Source organism: Streptomyces sp. NPDC002889, assembly GCF_042888425.1.
GTDB lineage: Bacteria > Actinomycetota > Actinomycetes > Streptomycetales > Streptomycetaceae > Streptomyces.
Window position 1 is genome coordinate 222,969 of the sequence record NZ_JBIAPT010000010.1, and the last position, 15,852, is coordinate 238,820.

General features: G+C 69.6%; 11 protein-coding genes and 6 pseudogenes. 8 read left to right on the forward strand and 9 right to left on the reverse strand.

What is annotated here, in order from left to right:
* Window positions 1-121: 121 nt before the first annotated feature.
* Window positions 122-297, reverse strand: a pseudogene (locus tag ACFYWI_RS17465) (universal stress protein); the annotation flags it as partial.
* A gap of 671 nt (window positions 298-968) precedes the next feature.
* Between ACFYWI_RS17465 and ACFYWI_RS17470 the strand changes: the two are divergent.
* From ACFYWI_RS17470 to ACFYWI_RS17480, 3 genes and pseudogenes are all read left to right on the forward strand, one after another.
* Complete coding sequence (locus ACFYWI_RS17470) at window positions 969-2,054, forward strand: zinc-dependent alcohol dehydrogenase family protein (protein WP_389232399.1); 1,086 nt, start codon at window positions 969-971, stop codon at window positions 2,052-2,054.
* A pseudogene (locus ACFYWI_RS17475) lies at window positions 2,051-2,284 on the forward strand (hypothetical protein); the annotation flags it as partial. The gene ACFYWI_RS17470 and the pseudogene ACFYWI_RS17475, both read left to right, overlap by 4 nt.
* Before the next feature lie 261 nt (window positions 2,285-2,545).
* A complete protein-coding gene (locus tag ACFYWI_RS17480; protein ID WP_389232640.1) occupies window positions 2,546-3,421 on the forward strand; it encodes a universal stress protein in 876 nt (291 codons plus the stop codon).
* Window positions 3,422-3,927: 506 nt separating this feature from the next.
* Here the strand turns inward: ACFYWI_RS17480 and ACFYWI_RS17485 are convergent.
* Window positions 3,928-4,917: an Acg family FMN-binding oxidoreductase gene (locus ACFYWI_RS17485; RefSeq protein WP_389232402.1), complete on the reverse strand. Its 990-nt coding sequence runs from the start codon at window positions 4,915-4,917 to the stop codon at window positions 3,928-3,930.
* A 22-nt stretch (window positions 4,918-4,939) separates the two neighbouring features.
* Entirely contained in the window at window positions 4,940-5,227 is a 288-nt protein-coding gene (locus ACFYWI_RS17490; protein WP_389232405.1) for a universal stress protein, read from the reverse strand.
* An 87-nt stretch (window positions 5,228-5,314) separates the two neighbouring features.
* Between ACFYWI_RS17490 and ACFYWI_RS17495 the strand changes: the two are divergent.
* Window positions 5,315-5,640, forward strand: a pseudogene (locus ACFYWI_RS17495) (IS701 family transposase); the annotation flags it as partial.
* A 62-nt stretch (window positions 5,641-5,702) separates the two neighbouring features.
* Here the strand turns inward: ACFYWI_RS17495 and ACFYWI_RS17500 are convergent.
* Both ACFYWI_RS17500 and ACFYWI_RS17505 read right to left on the reverse strand, forming a co-directional pair.
* On the reverse strand, window positions 5,703-7,421 hold the full coding sequence (locus ACFYWI_RS17500; protein ID WP_389232408.1) for a SulP family inorganic anion transporter: 1,719 nt from the start codon (window positions 7,419-7,421) through the stop codon (window positions 5,703-5,705).
* 453 nt (window positions 7,422-7,874) lie between these two features.
* Window positions 7,875-8,594: a response regulator gene (locus tag ACFYWI_RS17505; RefSeq protein ID WP_389232411.1), complete on the reverse strand. Its 720-nt coding sequence runs from the start codon at window positions 8,592-8,594 to the stop codon at window positions 7,875-7,877.
* 315 nt (window positions 8,595-8,909) lie between these two features.
* On the opposite strand from ACFYWI_RS17505, the gene ACFYWI_RS17510 reads away from it, so the two are divergent.
* Window positions 8,910-10,631: a GAF domain-containing protein gene (locus tag ACFYWI_RS17510; protein ID WP_389232414.1), complete on the forward strand. Its 1,722-nt coding sequence runs from the start codon at window positions 8,910-8,912 to the stop codon at window positions 10,629-10,631.
* Window positions 10,632-10,663: 32 nt separating this feature from the next.
* Here the strand turns inward: ACFYWI_RS17510 and ACFYWI_RS17515 are convergent.
* A pseudogene (locus tag ACFYWI_RS17515) lies at window positions 10,664-11,121 on the reverse strand (pyridoxamine 5'-phosphate oxidase family protein).
* 323 nt (window positions 11,122-11,444) lie between these two features.
* Between ACFYWI_RS17515 and ppk2 the strand changes: the two are divergent.
* Window positions 11,445-12,266, forward strand: coding sequence for a polyphosphate kinase 2 (gene ppk2, locus ACFYWI_RS17520; RefSeq protein ID WP_389232417.1), 822 nt, complete (start codon window positions 11,445-11,447; stop codon window positions 12,264-12,266).
* A gap of 42 nt (window positions 12,267-12,308) precedes the next feature.
* Here the strand turns inward: ppk2 and ACFYWI_RS17525 are convergent.
* Window positions 12,309-12,462, reverse strand: a pseudogene (locus ACFYWI_RS17525) (RNA-guided endonuclease TnpB family protein); the annotation flags it as partial.
* 79 nt (window positions 12,463-12,541) lie between these two features.
* Window positions 12,542-13,411, reverse strand: a complete 870-nt coding sequence (locus tag ACFYWI_RS17530; RefSeq protein WP_389232420.1) for a universal stress protein — start codon at window positions 13,409-13,411, stop codon at window positions 12,542-12,544.
* A gap of 283 nt (window positions 13,412-13,694) precedes the next feature.
* Here ACFYWI_RS17530 and ACFYWI_RS17535 point away from each other — a divergent pair, with 283 nt between their 5' ends.
* Both ACFYWI_RS17535 and ACFYWI_RS17540 read left to right on the forward strand, forming a co-directional pair.
* On the forward strand, window positions 13,695-14,567 hold the full coding sequence (locus ACFYWI_RS17535) for a universal stress protein (protein ID WP_389232423.1): 873 nt from the start codon (window positions 13,695-13,697) through the stop codon (window positions 14,565-14,567).
* A 247-nt stretch (window positions 14,568-14,814) separates the two neighbouring features.
* Window positions 14,815-14,977: pseudogene (locus ACFYWI_RS17540) on the forward strand (pirin family protein); the annotation flags it as partial.
* 77 nt (window positions 14,978-15,054) lie between these two features.
* Here the strand turns inward: ACFYWI_RS17540 and ACFYWI_RS17545 are convergent.
* Window positions 15,055-15,831 (reverse strand): MBL fold metallo-hydrolase, encoded by a 777-nt coding sequence (locus ACFYWI_RS17545; protein WP_389232426.1) that lies wholly within the window; start codon window positions 15,829-15,831, stop codon window positions 15,055-15,057.
* Window positions 15,832-15,852 lie beyond the last annotated feature (21 nt).

Consider the following 15,852-nt stretch of genomic DNA (forward strand, 5'->3'; position numbering starts at 1 on the left):
TACGGCGACAACGGTGGAGGTCATCACCTCGTTCACGGTGTGAGGCGATCGAGCGTCATGGCTGCATCCCTTCGGATGTGCGGCAGCCCGCGGGGCGGCGGATCAGCCCTGGCAGCGGCCGTTACGCACTGTGCGGAACTACGGCCACGGGGCATGCGGCGTGGTGCAGCACGGCGTGTCCGACCCGGCCCAGCTGCATGCCGAACTGGCCTTCGCGCCGCCGCGCCCCGACGAGCAGCAGATCGGCTGCCGCGGAACGGTCGATCACACCTTGCGTGCCGGGCCCTCGACCGGGGTGAGCCGCAGGCCGACGTTCGGTTGTCGCGTGCGGCTGCCAACGACCGGCTGTTGTGCCTGCGGGCGAAGTACGAGCCCTTGCCACCTCGTCTCGCGGACCTCAGCGGTGAACCCGTCGGCCTGTCGCCCGGATGGAAGGAGCATCCCTGCGTGCCTGGGCCGCGCTGCACCTGTTGGCGGCTGGCCGGGCTGGCGGTGGCGTTCGCATTGCTCGCCGACGGGATCTCGCGCCCTGACGACTCAGGCACGGCCGCCGGTGTCGCGCGGGGGTGGTCCGGTGAGCTCGCACCCCACCCCGTCACCTTTTCCACCGCGTACGTGAGGCGGTCGGCGACGCGGATGAGGTCAGTGCCGCTGACGGTGCCGGTGAGCGTAACCACGCCGTCGGTGACGTCCACTCGGATAGCGCGGTGGGAGACAGGGCCAGTTGCGGCGGCGCACGTCGGCGAGACCCTGGAAGGGTCCGCAGAGGACAGCACACGGGCGTGGTCGCTCTCGACGAGGCATGACGAGGCTTCCTCCGATGGAGTTGCGTTTTCATCGTCACATTCCGAGACGTTCCTCCGGAGGGGCCGACAGGCACCGGAAGAGGGCCGTCCGGCCCAAGCGGCCAGGCCCCCAGGGGGACAACCTGGGGTGAGGCAGGAGTGAACAGGGAGGAGGACAGCCTCATGAAGGCACTCGTCTTCCAGGAGCCGGGACAAACAGCATGGCAGGACGTACCGGACCCCGGTGTCACGGACGCCGGGGACGCGATCATCCGGGTGGATGCGGTCACGATCTGTGGCACCGACCTGCACATCATCAAGGGGGACGTCCCCGAAGTGACACCGGGACGGGTCCTCGGACACGAGGCCGTGGGCGAGGTCATGGAGGTGGGCGGCGACGTACGTACCGTGCGTCCGGGCGATCGTGTGCTGGTGTCGTGCATCGCCGCGTGCGGACGATGCCGCTTCTGCCGCGAGAACCGGTACGGGCAGTGCCGCGGGGGAGGCGGATGGGTTCTCGGGCACCTGATCGACGGCACTCAGGCCGAGTACGTCCGGGTGCCCTTCGCCGATCTCTCCGTGCACCCGCTGCCCAGCGCCGTCGACAGCTACGACGCGGTGCTGCTGGCCGACATCTTTCCCACGGCCTATGAGGTGGGCGTGCTGAACGGCCAGGTGCAGCCCGGCGACACGGTCGTCGTGGTGGGCGCCGGCCCGATCGGGCTCGCCACCATCGCGACCGCTCGTCTCTACACCCCTGGGCGGATCATTGCGGTCGACCTCGCAGACTCGCGGCTGGCCGCGGCCCGTTCCCTCGGCGCGGACGCCACGGTCAACGCGGCTGAGGGCCCGGAGCCTCTGGTGGAGGACCTCACCGAGGGGCTCGGTGCCGATGTGGTCGTCGAGGCGGTCGGTGTGCCGGAATCGTTCGAGATGTGCACGCGCATGGTGCGCCCGGGCGGTCGCGTCGCCAATATCGGTGTCCATGGCAAGCCCGCGGCCCTGCACCTCGAAGACCTGTGGATCAAGGACGTGACGATCACGACCGGGCTGGTCGACACCTACTCCACGCCCCTGCTTCTGCGCATGATGGCAGCAGGCAAGCTTCCGTCATCTTCTCTGGTCACGCACCGCTTCGAGCTCGGGCAGATGGAGGAGGCGTACGAGGTGTTCTCGCGCGCCGCCGCAACCGGCGCGCTCAAGGTGGTGCTCGGCGGCCCCCAGCACACCGCCGTCACGCTGCCCATCCAGCCACCTGAGGAACCGTGAGGACAATCCCGACGCCGGCTGCCCGATCACTCGCGCTGGCAGCGCCATGTCGGTCCGCGATCGCCCACAAGGTATGGCGGTACTGGCAGGCCAACGACGACACCGGATTCGTCCACGGCCCGGGCGCCGAACTATGGCTCCAGACCGCTCACTTCTGGGCCGGAGCCGCAACGTACGACACGACGCTGGGCCGCTACTTCATCCAGGGCGTCATGGACCCGGACGGGTACCACGGACAAGTACCCCGATGCGGCCGACCCGGGGCTGGACGAATACGCGTACACCGACGTGACCGCCGCATGGGTCATCGCCGGTGCTTTCGAGCTGGTGGAGCAGCTGCTTCCCGCACGCAGGGACGAGCTGCTCCACCAGCTGGGCATGGATCCCAGCCGGTCCTGCTGCTCCCCAGTCGGTGTGCGTACCGTGAAGTCACGGGTTGCGGCGGCAGGCGATGGCTGCCGCCAGAGCGCTCGTGGACCGGTGGAGGAGTCATGACATCTGCCAGCGACCATCTCCCGATCGTGTTCGGGGTCGACGCGATCGAACCTGCCGAGGCGGCCGTGGCCTGGGCCGCTGACGAAGCCGCCCGTCGCGGGGTACCTCTGCGGCTGGTGCATGCCGTGCTGCCGGTGGCCCATCATGTCCGTGGGGTGGAGGAGTCCGCACATCACAAGGCCTTGCGGCTGCTCGGGGACGAGGCGCTCGACAAGACGACAGTGCGCGCGCACGAACGGCAGCCGGGTATTGAGGTGACGACCCTCATCGCGGACGGCACTCCGGCCCAGGTTCTGGTCCGACAGTCTGCGCACGCCCGCCTGGTGGTCCTCGGCTCGCGCCGACTGGGCAGACTGGCGGGGGCTCTCAGCGCCTACTCCGCGACGCAGCCGGTCAGCGCGCTCGCCCGCTGCCCGGTGGTCGTGGTGCCGGAGGCGGAGCGGACTGTTGAGCAACCGCCCTGCCTGGTGGTGGGTGTCGACGGCAGCCGAGGGGCCGATGCCGCATTGGACCATGCGCTGGAGGCCTCTGCCGTGCGCGGCGCCTCGGTGCGTGCGGTCTGGGTGTGGCAGCCCCCGCTGCTGGGTTTTGCCGACGAGGGTACAGCCCTCGAGCTGTGCCACAGGCAGCTGCACGAGGCCACCGCTGGAAGGCTCGGTTCCTATCGCGACGTACCGCTGAGCCATGCGGTGTTGCCGGGGCATCCTGTGGAGGCATTGGCCGAGGCCGCCGAGCATGCGCTCGCCGTGGTCGTCGGCCGCAGGGGCAGGGAGGGTTTCACCGGCATGCGGCTGGGGTCCGTCCCGCACGGACTGCTGCACCGGGCCGTCTGCCCCGTGATCACTGTGCCACCGGCGGACGAGATGACCTGAGAACTGCCGCAACGACCGGAGCGGTATGTCCTGCCCGCGAGCCGCCCGGCGTCTGCGCCGGGTCCTCGTGCTCCGCCTGCCCAGGGGGCCACGTCCACCGCGGCCCTTTCGCGAGTCAGGCTTGAGAGGGAGACGGTCGGTTCTACGGGCGTGTCGGGTGGTCGTACATGACCAAGGCCGCACGCGCCGGAGTCGTCCGAATCGGCAACGATCATGCTGTCAAGCGATGGCGTCGTCGTCCCGAGCGCGCTGTGTCATTGAAACGCCGAGTGGATCTCCTACTGCCCGCTGCAGTCCCACGGACGCGGATGTTCCGAGATAGGTGACGAACTCACGGCGGGGCGCGCCATCAGTGACCTCGCCGGGCAGCTGATGCGGGTGGTGGACCGTGATCTGCAGGCGGTGAACCCCGAGGGGACGAGCGGACGGCCCGGCACCCGCGTACGGGTGACCGGAGGCGTCGACGTAGGCGGGCGGGCACGGCGACGGATGGGCAGGACTTTCTGTCACACGACGTCGAGGACATCGTCCACCGGCCGACGCGGCGTGCTGGGGCCCACGGGCCCGTATCCCAGGCGGATCACCATGTGCACGTGGCCCACCGCCGAGCTCGGGTCACGGACGGCCCATCGCAGCTCGGGCCACTCCAGTGCCTGCGACGTGAGGGAGGCGACCAGCCCGTCCTGGGTGGCCTGGAGAAGAACGCGTTCCATGGCCTCACCCGCCCTCAGCCAGTCCACCGGGCGGTCGGTGGTCGTGCCCAGCAGGGCGAGACGGGGCCACTTCTCGAATGTGGCCGTCTCGCGGCCCGGCAAGGTACGCCGCCCGGCGAAGTCCCGCACCGGAGCCGTGACGTCCCGTTGCCGGGGACCGAACGCCTCGGCGGGGATTCCCTCCCGCAGCGAGGCACCCTCATCGCTGCCCGTCTGTGTCCAGCGGGCCGTTTCCCCGCGGACGTCGGGGTCCAGCGCCTCACGGCCTTCGGCATCGTGGACAAGATCGAGCACCGCCTTCAAGTGCCAGGCGTCGGGAAAGGTCAGCCTGGCTCCTTCCAGCAACGCTGCACCACTCAGCCCGCCCATGACTGCTTCCGGAATCTCCTCGTCGGTGAAGGGGAACCGGCTGGTGTGCCGACGGCGGACAGCGGGATGAAGGAGAGCCAGGTCGTCGTCGGCAAAAAGCGGCCCTGAAAGGTCCACCGAGGCGAGCAACCAGGGATCGGCGGGGTCAGGGAGCAGCGTGGTGACCGGCTCCCAGCCGGCATGCGCTGCCGCCACCCGCAGGTTGAACAGGGCAGCGCCGCATCCGAGGTGGAGCGCACGGTTCGTCGGGTCCGCCTTCGGCATGGTGCACGTGGGATCGCCGCGTAGGTGCAGCGCCCCGCTGTCGCGCAGGAAGCGGAACTTCCACGGCTGTGCGTTGTGCATCGACGGAGCGGCCGTGGCGTCCTCGACCACGGCTCTCACGGAAGCCGTGTCGCGTGGAGCTGAAGGCACGACAACCTCCTGCAGGAAACGATCAAACGTGGGACACGACGGCCACCGGCGTGGCGCAGTGGTGCATCACCGCATGGGTGATGGAACCGACGTGCGCACCCACGGGGGAGCTTCGGATGCGTCGCCCGACGACCACCAGGCCCGCGTCGGCCGCTGCGGCCTCGTGCAGCAGCTGTGCGGCGGCCGGACCGACGACGGCCTTCTCCACCACTGTCACCCCGGGGTACCTCTGCCGCCACGGCAGCAGTGTGTCGCCGAGGTAGAGCGTCGGCGCGTAGTCGAAGACCAGGGGAAGCGTCCAGCCGTGCACGGCGTGGAGCGCGCGGCCACGTCGTGAGCCTCGTCGAACGCGAAGCCGAGCACAGCGTCGCGTTCCTCGCCGTGAAGCACCGCTTCCTACGTTCTGGCCCGGCGAAGCGTCAGCCGGCCCGATCAGATCTCCTACTGCATCGCCATTGCCCCACCGACACCACACTGGACGAGTTGATCCGCATCGCGGGCAGCCGGTGGGCCGTCGAGGAATGCTTCCGGACCGCCGAGAACGAATGCGGCCTCAACGAGTACCGGTCCGCCGCTCACCCGGCCGGTAGCGCCACATCACCCTCGCCGTGGCCGCCCACGCCTGTCCCACCGTCCTCCGCGCACGCGAGCTGGACGCCGGGAAAGCAGAAAACGGATCCTCCCAGCTCATCCCGCTCGGCCTCCCCGAGATCAGGCGGCTGATCACCCGCCTCGCCGACCGCACGTCGGCACCGACCGCCCATGACTGTGTCGGCCGTGAGGGTCTACGTGGGACGGTGGCGGTGCCACTCACGGTAGGCGGCCACCGCAGTGGGCAGGGTCGGGAAGATCAGGTCGGGTCCGACGGACTCGGTCAGCCCGTAGGCGTCGAGGTCGTCGCGCAGGTCCTGTTTGACCCGTGCCAGGGCGAACACGATTTCGCGCGCGGCCAGTTCGCGTCGCAGTGCATCGACGGCGTCCAGCGCGGTGATGTCCACTTCCACGTTGGCCTCGGTGTTGAGCACGAACCAGTTCACGGGACCCTTTTGCTCCGCCAAGGCGACCAGGGCGCGGCGCCGGAAGTCCTCGGCGTTGGCGAAGAACAGCGGAGAGTCGTAGCGGTAGACGAGCAGACCGGGAATGGTGCGGGCCTGCGGATAGTCGTCGATGTCGTGCATGCCGGCCACTCCGGGCACCAGGCCTTGGACGGCGTCGTGCGGGCGGGCCACGCGGGTCAAAAGTTCCCCCACCGACAGGCCGACAGCCACCAGCACCCCGTACAGAATGTCCAGGGCCAGCACCCCGCACAGACAGCCGAGCGCCAGCAGGAGTTCCCGGCGCCGGAAGGCGGCAAGGCGCCGGAAGCCCGCCAGGTCGATCATACGGACGGCGGCGTAGACGACGAGGGCGCCCAGCACGGCCACCGGAATGCCGGTCAGCAGCGGGCTGAGGAACAGCAGTACGGCAAGGACGGCCGCGCCTGCAGCGAGTGAGTACACCTGACTGCGGCCGCCCGCCGATTCGGCCAGCGCCGTACGGCTGGCGCTGCTGCTCACCGGGAAACCGTGCAGCACACTCGCACCGAGGTTCGCCGCGCCCAGGGCAAACAGCTCCTGGTCGGCGTCGAGCGGCCTGCCCTCGTCGCGGGCGGCAAAGGCGCGCGCGGTCAGGATCACATCGGTGTAGCCGACGAGGAGGAGGCCCAGGGCCGGCAGGAGCAGCGCCGACAGTTCGCCGAGGTCCGGCAGTTGAGGGTGAGGCAGCCCCGCCGGGACCTCGCCGATCACCGCGACACCGTGCTCCTCCAGACCGAATGCCGCCGCCGCGGTGCCGAGCACGACGGCCGCCAACGGGCCGGGAACGGCACGCAGGAAGCGCGGCGCGGCGAAGAGCAGAGCCAGGGTTGTGACGGCGACGATCACGGTTCCGGGCTGGGCCTCGGGTAGGTTCCGCACGAAGGACAGCAGCTGAGGGACGAAACCCGAGCCCGTCGTCCGTATGCCAGTGAGCTTGGGCAACTGATCCACGATCATGATCAGCGCCACGCCTGCCAGATAGCCGACCAGGACCGGCCGCGACAGAAGATCGGCGACGAAGCCTAACCTCGCCACCCACGCCACCAGGCACAGCAGCCCGACCGCGAGCGCGAGCGTGGCCGCCAGCGCGGCATACCGCTCAGGGTTGCCGGCGGCCAGCGGTCCGACCACGGTGGCGGTCATCAGAGCGGTCGTCGACTCGGGACCGACCGACAGCAGTCGCGACGAGCCGAGCAGCGCATACAGCACAAGCGCGGGCAAGATCGCCCACAGGCCGGCAACCGGCGGCAGTCCCGCCACGCTCGCGTATGCCATGACCTGCGGCACGAGATACGCCGCGACGGTCACTCCGGCCAGCAGGTCATCACGCAGCCAGGAGCGCTGGTAACGAGACAGCACTGCGATCCCGGGCGCGCCGGGCACCAGGCGACGCCACCACGAGTCGTGCGCTCGGGCGGGATGGGACATGGATCTCCTTCCGACGCCCCTTCAGGATCCGTGCGACGGTCTCGGGGCCACGGCCGACAGGCACGTGCCGCGGCGCCCGTCGCCATGATGCCTCTGGGCGCCGCTGCAAGTGGCATCCGGTGCGCGACCGACCCCAATGGACCCCGCACACAGTGCCGTTCAGCCGATGCATACGGGCCCTCGGCCCCCGGCGGAACTTGCCGCGCGCAGGGGATGACGTCCAAGGTAACTGCCTTACTGCCGCCGATCCCCGGCCCGCGGCGGCCAACGGCCAGCTGGTGCACAGACTGTGTGCCGCAGGTGCGGGATTCCTTTCGGAGCGCTCTACGACCGCTGGTGGTTGGCCTGCCCCACTGCCGGTGGCCGATGAAAGTCACTCTCAACCGGTCGCACCCCGAGCACCGGGAACGTGAGGGCTTCCACCCCTCCCACTCGCGGAGCGTTCGCCGTCGGCTACGCGTGTTCGCCGCGACTGCGACCGGGCGCGGGGGGCGCCGGGTGTCCGTGGGTTTGGGCTTGGGTGGCGATGACGGCGGCTTGAACGCGGCGTTCCACTCCAAGTTTGGCCAGGAGGCGGGAGATGTGGTTCTTGACGGTTTTCTCGGCGAGGTAGAGGCGTTGGCCGATCTGGCGGTTGGTCAGGCCTTCGCCAATGAGGTCGAGGATCTCGCGCTCGCGGTCGGTCAGTCCGGGCAGGGGTCCTGGTTCTGTTGCCTGTGCCTCGCCTCCGCGCAGCCGGGCCATCAGGCGTGTGGTGGCGCTCGGGTCGAGCATGGACTGCCCGGAGGCAACGGTGCGTACCGCTGCGACGAGGTCCGATCCGGTGATCTGTTTGAGCACGTACCCGGAGGCTCCGGCCATGATGGCGTCCAGGAGTGCTTCCTCGTCGTCGAAGGAGGTGAGCATCAGGCAGGCCAGTTCCGGCATGCGGGATCGGAGCTCGCGGCAGACACTGACGCCGTCCCCGTCCGGCAGCCGTACGTCCAGCACTGCGACGTCCGGGCGTAGTGCCGGCACACGGGCGAGCGCTTGCTCGACGGTGCCGGCCTCACCGATAACATCGAGGTCGGGTTCATCGTTGAGCAGGTCGTGCACGCCGCGCCGTACCACCTCGTGGTCGTCGAGCAGGAAGACGGTAGTGGGGGTCGTCTCGGTGGGCCGCTCGTCCGGCATGTTTGCTCCTCATCCTTGCCCCGGGACTCCTGGGGCGGAGCCGCTTTGACCTGTGCAGGGGGAGTCTGAGGTATGGGTGGCTCGGCGGCCAGGGCCGCAGGTCCTCATTTTCCGCGTACTGCCGGCGTATCGGCCCGGGTTGCTCACGGCCGCCGATGCCGGCGGCCGTGAGCTGGGGGCTGGGGGCTGGGGACGCTGGGGCGGGAGCGGTCGGCTCGGCTCGTTCTCGCCCTGCTGGGCCCGCTACCGTGGCATAGGCGGATCCGGGGGCCTGCCAGGAGTTCCCCGGCGGCTCGGTTCGGAGGAGAGCACGCGGTGTCGAGCGCCCAGGAAAGTGGTCAGGTGCGGTTGCCGCAGCTGAAGCTGGACGAGCTGCTTGAGGAGCTCCAGGCCCGGCTGGATGCGGCGCGCGGAACTCGGGACCGGGTGCACAGCCTGCTGGAGGCCGTGTTGTCGGTCGGCCGTGAGCTGGATCTGGAACAGGCGCTGCAGCGGATCGTCGAGGCAGCGGCAGCCTTGGTCGATGCCGAGTACGCGGCTCTGGGCGTGATCGGCCCGGACGGGCAGCGGCTGGTGCAGTTCCTCACCGTCGGCCTGAGCCAGGAAGAGATCGCCGCGATCGGCCCCTACCCGTCGGGAAAGGGCATCCTCGGCGAACTGATCCGCAACCCGGAGCTACTTCGGCTGCCCAAGCTCTCCGAACACTCCGCCTCTCATGGCTTCCCCGCCAACCATCCGCCGATGAACACCTTCCTGGGCGCACCGATCCGGGTGCGCGAGCAGGTGTTCGGCAACCTCTACCTGACCGAGAAGCGCGGCGGGGCGCAGTTCGACGCCGAGGACGAGACGGTGCTCTCCACCCTGGCAGTTGCCGCAGGGGTGGCGATCGACAATGCGCGGCTGTACGAGGAGTCCAGGCGGCGCGAGCGCTGGCTCCAGGCCAGCGCCGAGGTTACCCACGGCCTGCTGTCCGGCAGCCCCCGCAGCGAAGTGCTCGGCCTGATTGCCGAGCGCGCCAGGGACATCACCGGCGCGGAGCTGGCTGCGGTCGCGCTACCCGTCGGCGAGGGCGGCAGTCTGGCGGTAGAGCTGGCCATCGGGACCGACGCGGCCAAGCACCGCGGCCTGGTGCTGCCGGTCGAGGACAGTCTGACCGGCGCGGCATTCCGTGAGGGAGTTCCCGTCACCAGCCCGGACATCTCCAAGGACGCGCGGGCCTTCGCCGGGACACAGCAGTTCACCGGGATGGGGCCCGCGGTGGCCGTCCCCATTGGCACTGCCGCCGGGGTGCGTGGTGTTCTGCTCCTGGCCCGTGCCGTAGGACAACCGGACTTCGCCGCGCCGGAGACCGAACCTTTGCTGGGATTCGCCGGACAGGCGGCGGTGGCCATGGAGCTGGCCGAGCGGCAGCGTGACGCCGAGCAGATCGCCCTGCTCGAAGACCGCGACCGGATCGCCCGCGACCTGCACGACCTCGCCATCCAGCGGCTCTTCGCGACCGGAATGACGCTGCAGAGCGCGGCCCGCTTCATCGAACACGGCCAGGCCTCGGAACGGGTGTTACGAGCCGTCAGCGACCTCGACGAGACCATCAAGATCATCCGCTCGACAATCTTCAGCTTGCGCTCACGCGAGACCGGCGTCGGCCAGAACCTGCGCTCGCGCGCCGTCCAAGCGGTCGGACAAGCGGGCGGGCTGCTGGGTTTCGCACCAAGCCTGCGTATGGAAGGCCTGCTCGACACACAGGTCCCCAGGGAGATCGCCGACCACCTGGTGGCTGTCCTGGGTGAAGCGCTGACCAACATCACCCGGCACGCGCAGGCCACCCGCACCGATATCGTCCTCCGGGCCACCGCACACGAGGTCGTGCTGACCGTCTGCGACAACGGCGTAGGCATCCCGCCCGCAGGCCGCCGCAGCGGACTGCGCAACCTCGCCGAGCGAGCCGAACAGCTGGGCGGCGCGCTGGAACTGACCGGCCCGCCCGCCGGAGGTGCCACCCTGACGTGGCGGGTACCGCTGGTCGGCGCATCCTAGACGGGCAGGCTCAAGGGTGCAGCCATCGCGGATCAGATCACCTCGGCCTGAGGCGCTGCTTGTTGCCCGGGCGCAGGATCCCGCCGGCCGTCCAGCATGCGGCCCGTGACCAGCTCCGGCTCGATCCGGACAAGGACCGCCTCACCCGTCGGAACCCAGGAACGCGGAACGCACAGATGCGGGCGACCGACTTCGCCGGGATCGGCGACCAGCGCAGCGCGGCCCGTGACGACCACACTCCAGCCCGTGCGCGCCTCCTCGTCGAACTGGTCCACTTCGAAGGCGACCACGCTTTGTCCACGGCACCGGCCATCCGGGAGGCGGCCGAGGCGCGCAGGAGCACGGCTCGGCCGTCATCGAGGCAGAAGTTGACAGGCAAGACGGCAGGCAGCGCGTCCTCGGTGTAGACGATGCGACCCAGCGGCACCTGCGTCAGCAGGCGCAGACACTCCTGCCGGTCGAGCTCGCGGAATCCCTCGTATCGGTGCATCCGGCCATGGTGGATGCGCTCCCGCCGCCGTGGTAGGGCCAGTCGGCCCATCAACGGGCCGGCAAGTGGCAAGCACACCGCCGCACTGCGCAGGACACGTGGCCCCGCGGCGCAGCACCGAAGCGCCGAGGAGGTACGGAGGGCGCTGATCGAGTTCGACGCAGCTGGCCTCTCCCCGCCCCAGGGGGCGCAGTGTGCCGTTGGCAGCGGCGGGGTGGTCGGCGGACCGCCAGTGAGCCTCGATCGTCCTCGGCTCGTCGGCGCTCAACACTGAGCGGCCTGTCGCTCGACCCTGTGCGTAGATTCCTCCGTAACGTCGTTGCATGGCAGACAAGAAGGGCACCAGAGAGCCGGCGGCACTGCCGCGGTCGCTGTACGAGCGGGAGCTGCTCCGGCTGCAGACGGAGCTGGTGAAGCTTCAGGAGTGGGTGCGCGCCGAGGACGCCCGCCTCGTTGTGGTCTTCGAGGGACGCGATGCGGCGGGCAAGGGAAGCACCATCAAGCGGGTCGCGGAGCACCTCAATCCCCGGGTGGCACGGATCGTCGCGCTGCCGCAGCCCACCGAGCGCGAGCGCACCCAGTGGTATTTCCAGCGTTACGCCGAGCATCTTCCCGCTGCGGGCGAAATCGTGCTGTTCGACCGGAGTTGGTACAACCGTGCGGGTGTCGAGCGTGTGATGGGCTTCTGTACCAAGGAGGAGCATCAGCGGTTCCTCAACCAGTGCCCGATCTTCGAGCGGATGCTGGTCGAGGACGGGATCCTGCTGCGCAAGTACTGGTTCTCGGTGAGCGACGCGGTGCAGGAGCAGCGGTTCCGGCGCCGGTTGGAGGACCCCACGCGGCGTTGGAAGCTTTCCCCGATGGACCTGGAGTCGATCACTCGTTGGGAGGCGTACTCCCGGGCGAAGGACGAGATGTTCGTCCATACGGACATCGCGGAGGCGCCCTGGTACGTCGTCGAGAGCGACAACAAGCGCAGGGCGCGGCTCAATATGATCGCCCATCTGCTGTCCACGGTGCCGTACCGCTCGGTGTCGCCACCGGCTCTCGAACTGCCGCCACGGCCGCCTGCCACCGGATATCAGCGGCCGCCGCGCGACCTGCAGACCTACGTGCCCGACCATGCGGCAGGGCTCGGGGATTGAAGCGCTCTCCTCCCTTCGCAAGCTCCGGAAGGAGATTCCGCCCTACCTTGCGGTGGGAGGCTTGACGCGACGAGCGCGTCTGGCGACTGCTGCTTCCAGCAGCCGGGATGGCCACGAGGCCGATCCGGTACAGGTGCAAGATGTTCCGGGCTGCGTGGTGGTCGGCGTTGCCGAACCAGCCGCAATCGGGGTTCCTGCTGGCATGGACCGGGCTCGCGCGGGTATCGCACGGAGCGGTCCTGGGGAGCTCCGTCCTGGCACGGGCCGGGCGGTTCTCAGATGTGCGGCACTATTGCGACGGGGCAGGCGGCGTGGTGCAGAGCGGCATGAGCGACCGAGCCGATACGGGTACCGATGGGAGAGCGTCGTATCTGGCGGCCCAGCACGAGCAACTGGGCCTGGGAGGCGGCTGACAGCAACACCTGTCCCGCGCTTCCGATTTCCACGTGCTCGATCACCGGCACGGCGGGGAACTTCTCGCGCCAGGGAGCGAGCGCCTGCTCCAGCGCCTTCCTCTCAAACGGTTCCAGCCCTCCCGCCTCGTCGGCGAGGTGCATTGAACCCGGGCTGTACGCGAAGATGGGCGGCAGACTCCAGGCCCGCACGGCTCGCACGGCCGCGCCTTGTGCGGCAGCCGTCTCGAAGGCGAACTCCAGAACGGCGTCACTGTCCTCGGCCCCACCCTGCTGGCCGACGACGACTTCTCGGTCCGGCTTCGGCGCCTGTCCTTCGTGGGTCCGGACCGACACCACAGGGCATTTTGCGTTCGCGATCACTTGCTGACCGTAGGAGCCGAGCAGGAAACCGGTGAAGGCCCCGTGCCCGCGTGATCCGAGCACCAGCATGCGGGACCGCTCGGCCTCATCCAACAGAGCGGACACTGGTGTGTCCGGCACCACCTCGGAAGTCACCAACACGTCCGGGTACTGTCCGGCCACGCGTGTCTCGGCCTCCCGCAGCACGAAGTCGGCCGACTGGGCCTGTGCGTCCCTGTCCTGGACGATCGGTACGTCCAGGGGTTGCCAGAGCCAGGCGTGCACGATGTGGAGCAGCGCCTGGCGGAGCGTGGCTTCACGGGCCGCCCAGTCGGCCGCGGCCAGGCTTTCCGGGGATCCGTCCACTCCCACAGTGATGACTCGGATCATGGGCTGCCTCCATACGGGTTCTCGCGCCGGTCATTGAGCCGGCGCCGGTCTTTCCAGCATGGGTGGTCCGGGGCGGTGGGAGGAGGGCCGCCCGGCCCCACATGCGTACCCGTTCGGCCCCGTCGCCCGCCGCGGTGCTGCTGCATCACGGGCGTTCCCCCGGGCGCGCTGTCGGGAGGGCCGACCGTCGCCGGGCAGGGACGTATGGCCCCTCACGAAAGTCGGCGCGGGTCGGTCAACATGAGAGGCGTCGGCCCGCCCCCATTCCTGTCAGGAGCGAAGCATGTCCAGCACTGTCACCGTCGGCATTGACGGGTCCCGGGAAAGCCTGGCCGCCACGGTCTGGGCCGCCGACGAGGCGCTGAGCCGCGGACTGCCGCTGCGGCTGCTCAAGGTGTGGGGCAGCGACGACGACATCCGCTCCCGCCGTATCGACCTGGACACAGCACGCGTCTGGGGCGAGCGGTCGCTCCATACGGTGGAGAGGCGTCTGCGGCGCAGGCGCCCGGGCCTGCAAGTGGAAACGGCATGGATTTCCGGGGACCCGGCCGACGCCCTGTGCACTGCGGGGAACGACGCGGAACTGCTCGTGCTGGGTTCGCGCGGCCTGAGCGGTCTGACCGGCTACCTGGCCGGGTCCGTGTCACTTGCGGTGCTGTCCCGCATGCGGCGGCCTGGCGTGCTCGTCCGCCCGCAGGCCACCTCGGTGCCCAAGGAGCACGGCCCGGCCGGCGACATCGTGCTCGGGCTGGACCTGGCCCGACCGAGCGAGGAGATGCTGGAGTTCGCCTTCGCCGGCGCAGACCGGTACGGCTGCGCAGTGCGGGTGCTGTACAGCTGGGCGATGCCGCTGGTGCACGGACCCGACATGGCGGGCGCCTTGCCGCTGCTACGGGCCGAACTCGAGGAGGAGTGGCACCAAGCGCTTGACGGTGCCCTCGCGCCCTGGACGAAGAAGTACCCCGCCGTGCCTGTCATCCGGCAGTGCCAACAGGGGCGCCCGGCGCAGGATCTGGTCAAGGCCACCCACGAAGCCCGGCTGGTCGTCGTGGGGCGCAGGAACCGCCACTCACGGATCGGCACGCACATCGGTGCCGTCACCCATGCGGTTGTGCACCACTCGTCGGCTCCCATCGCGGTCGTACCGCACGACTGATGAACGAGCCGCATCAAGACCGTGCCCGAGACCCGGGAACCACCGAAGGCCGGATCGACCTGCCACAGGAGCTCCCCCGCACACCTCCAACTCCGCAATGGTGACGGTATGCCCGGGCCCTGAGACGCAGCGGGTAATGCCGAGCCATGGCCCTCAGGGAGCTATCCGGTCGCGAAAGCTGACCCTTTGCTGACGCCCTGAGGGCCCGATGGGCGCCTGACCTGGGGAAACATCGGAACTGCCTGACATGTGGTGGAATTTCGTGGGCCGTTCGCATGAGGAGACCGAACAGGTCCGCTCGGACTGGAGGACCGGCTCCCGCTTCGGCGAGGTGAAGGGGTACGACGGGGGCGCTAGCTGCTCCCGAACTCCCGCCGGTGGCGCTGAAACCGCGGGGTCGGGTGCGCTGATCTGGGGTTATGGGCATTGCTTCGCGTTGCCGAAAGGTGCGGGTGTCGGCCCCTTCGCCTGCCATGCCGGAGCTCGCTCAGTTCAGCTGGAGGCGGTCGGCCAGTCCCGCGGCGGTGAAGGCGGCCACCAGGTCGTCGCGACCTTCAGTGAAGTGGGCCCAACTGTCGAAGTGGACGGGGACGACCCGGCGCGCCCCGAGGAGCTGAGCGGCCTCGGCGGCCTGGGCGCTGTCGAGCACCACCGTCGAGTCGAAGATGGGCAGGCGCGGAGCACCTGCGAAGAGAACGGCGGTGTCAATCGGGCCGAACCGCTCGGCGATCTCCTTGACCAGGGCGAGCGAGGCGTTGTCGCCGCTGACGTACACCGTGGCCAGGTCGGCTGCGGTGAGGACGAAGCCCACGACCTCGCCCGATATCGGTTCGACCTCCTCGCGCGCCCCCGGGCCGTGTATGGCGGGCACGCCTGTCACGGTCACGGTGCCGCCGTCGGGACGGTCCAGCTCGACGGACTTCCAGTCCTCAAGACCCTTTGCGGCTGCGCCCAGGCGGCCCGCGCCGCTGGGGGTGGTGAGGGTGACGGGCACGTCGGCGAGGAGGGCCCGGCCGGAGTGATCGAGGTTGTCGGGGTGCTCGTCGTGGGAGAGCAGGACCACATCGATGCGGCCGAGGTCCTCGGGCGAGGCGGAAGAAGGCGCGGTCTTGGTCAGGACCAGGCCGGGGCCGAGGGGGTAGTCGCCGGGGGCGTCGAAGGTGGGGTCGGTCAGGAACCTCAGCCCGCCGTACTCGATGAGCGCGGTCGGGCCGCCGAAGACTCGGACGGGGATCTGCTCAGGGGGCGTGCCGGCAGCAGACATGCAAGAACACCTCACGGATCG

Bases quoted from the DNA above. Each gene is read 5' to 3' on its own strand.
- ACFYWI_RS17470 (WP_389232399.1), top strand. From the start codon at position 969: ATGAAGGCACTCGTCTTCCAGGAGCCGGGACAAACAGCATGGCAGGAC.
- ACFYWI_RS17480 (WP_389232640.1), top strand. From the start codon at position 2,546: ATGACATCTGCCAGCGACCATCTCCCGATCGTGTTCGGGGTCGACGCG.
- ACFYWI_RS17500 (WP_389232408.1), bottom strand. From the start codon at position 7,421: ATGTCCCATCCCGCCCGAGCGCACGACTCGTGGTGGCGTCGCCTGGTG.
- ACFYWI_RS17505 (WP_389232411.1), bottom strand. From the start codon at position 8,594: ATGCCGGACGAGCGGCCCACCGAGACGACCCCCACTACCGTCTTCCTG.
- ppk2 (WP_389232417.1), top strand. From the start codon at position 11,445: ATGGCAGACAAGAAGGGCACCAGAGAGCCGGCGGCACTGCCGCGGTCG.
- ACFYWI_RS17530 (WP_389232420.1), bottom strand. From the start codon at position 13,411: ATGATCCGAGTCATCACTGTGGGAGTGGACGGATCCCCGGAAAGCCTG.
- ACFYWI_RS17535 (WP_389232423.1), top strand. From the start codon at position 13,695: ATGTCCAGCACTGTCACCGTCGGCATTGACGGGTCCCGGGAAAGCCTG.
- ACFYWI_RS17545 (WP_389232426.1), bottom strand. From the start codon at position 15,831: ATGTCTGCTGCCGGCACGCCCCCTGAGCAGATCCCCGTCCGAGTCTTC.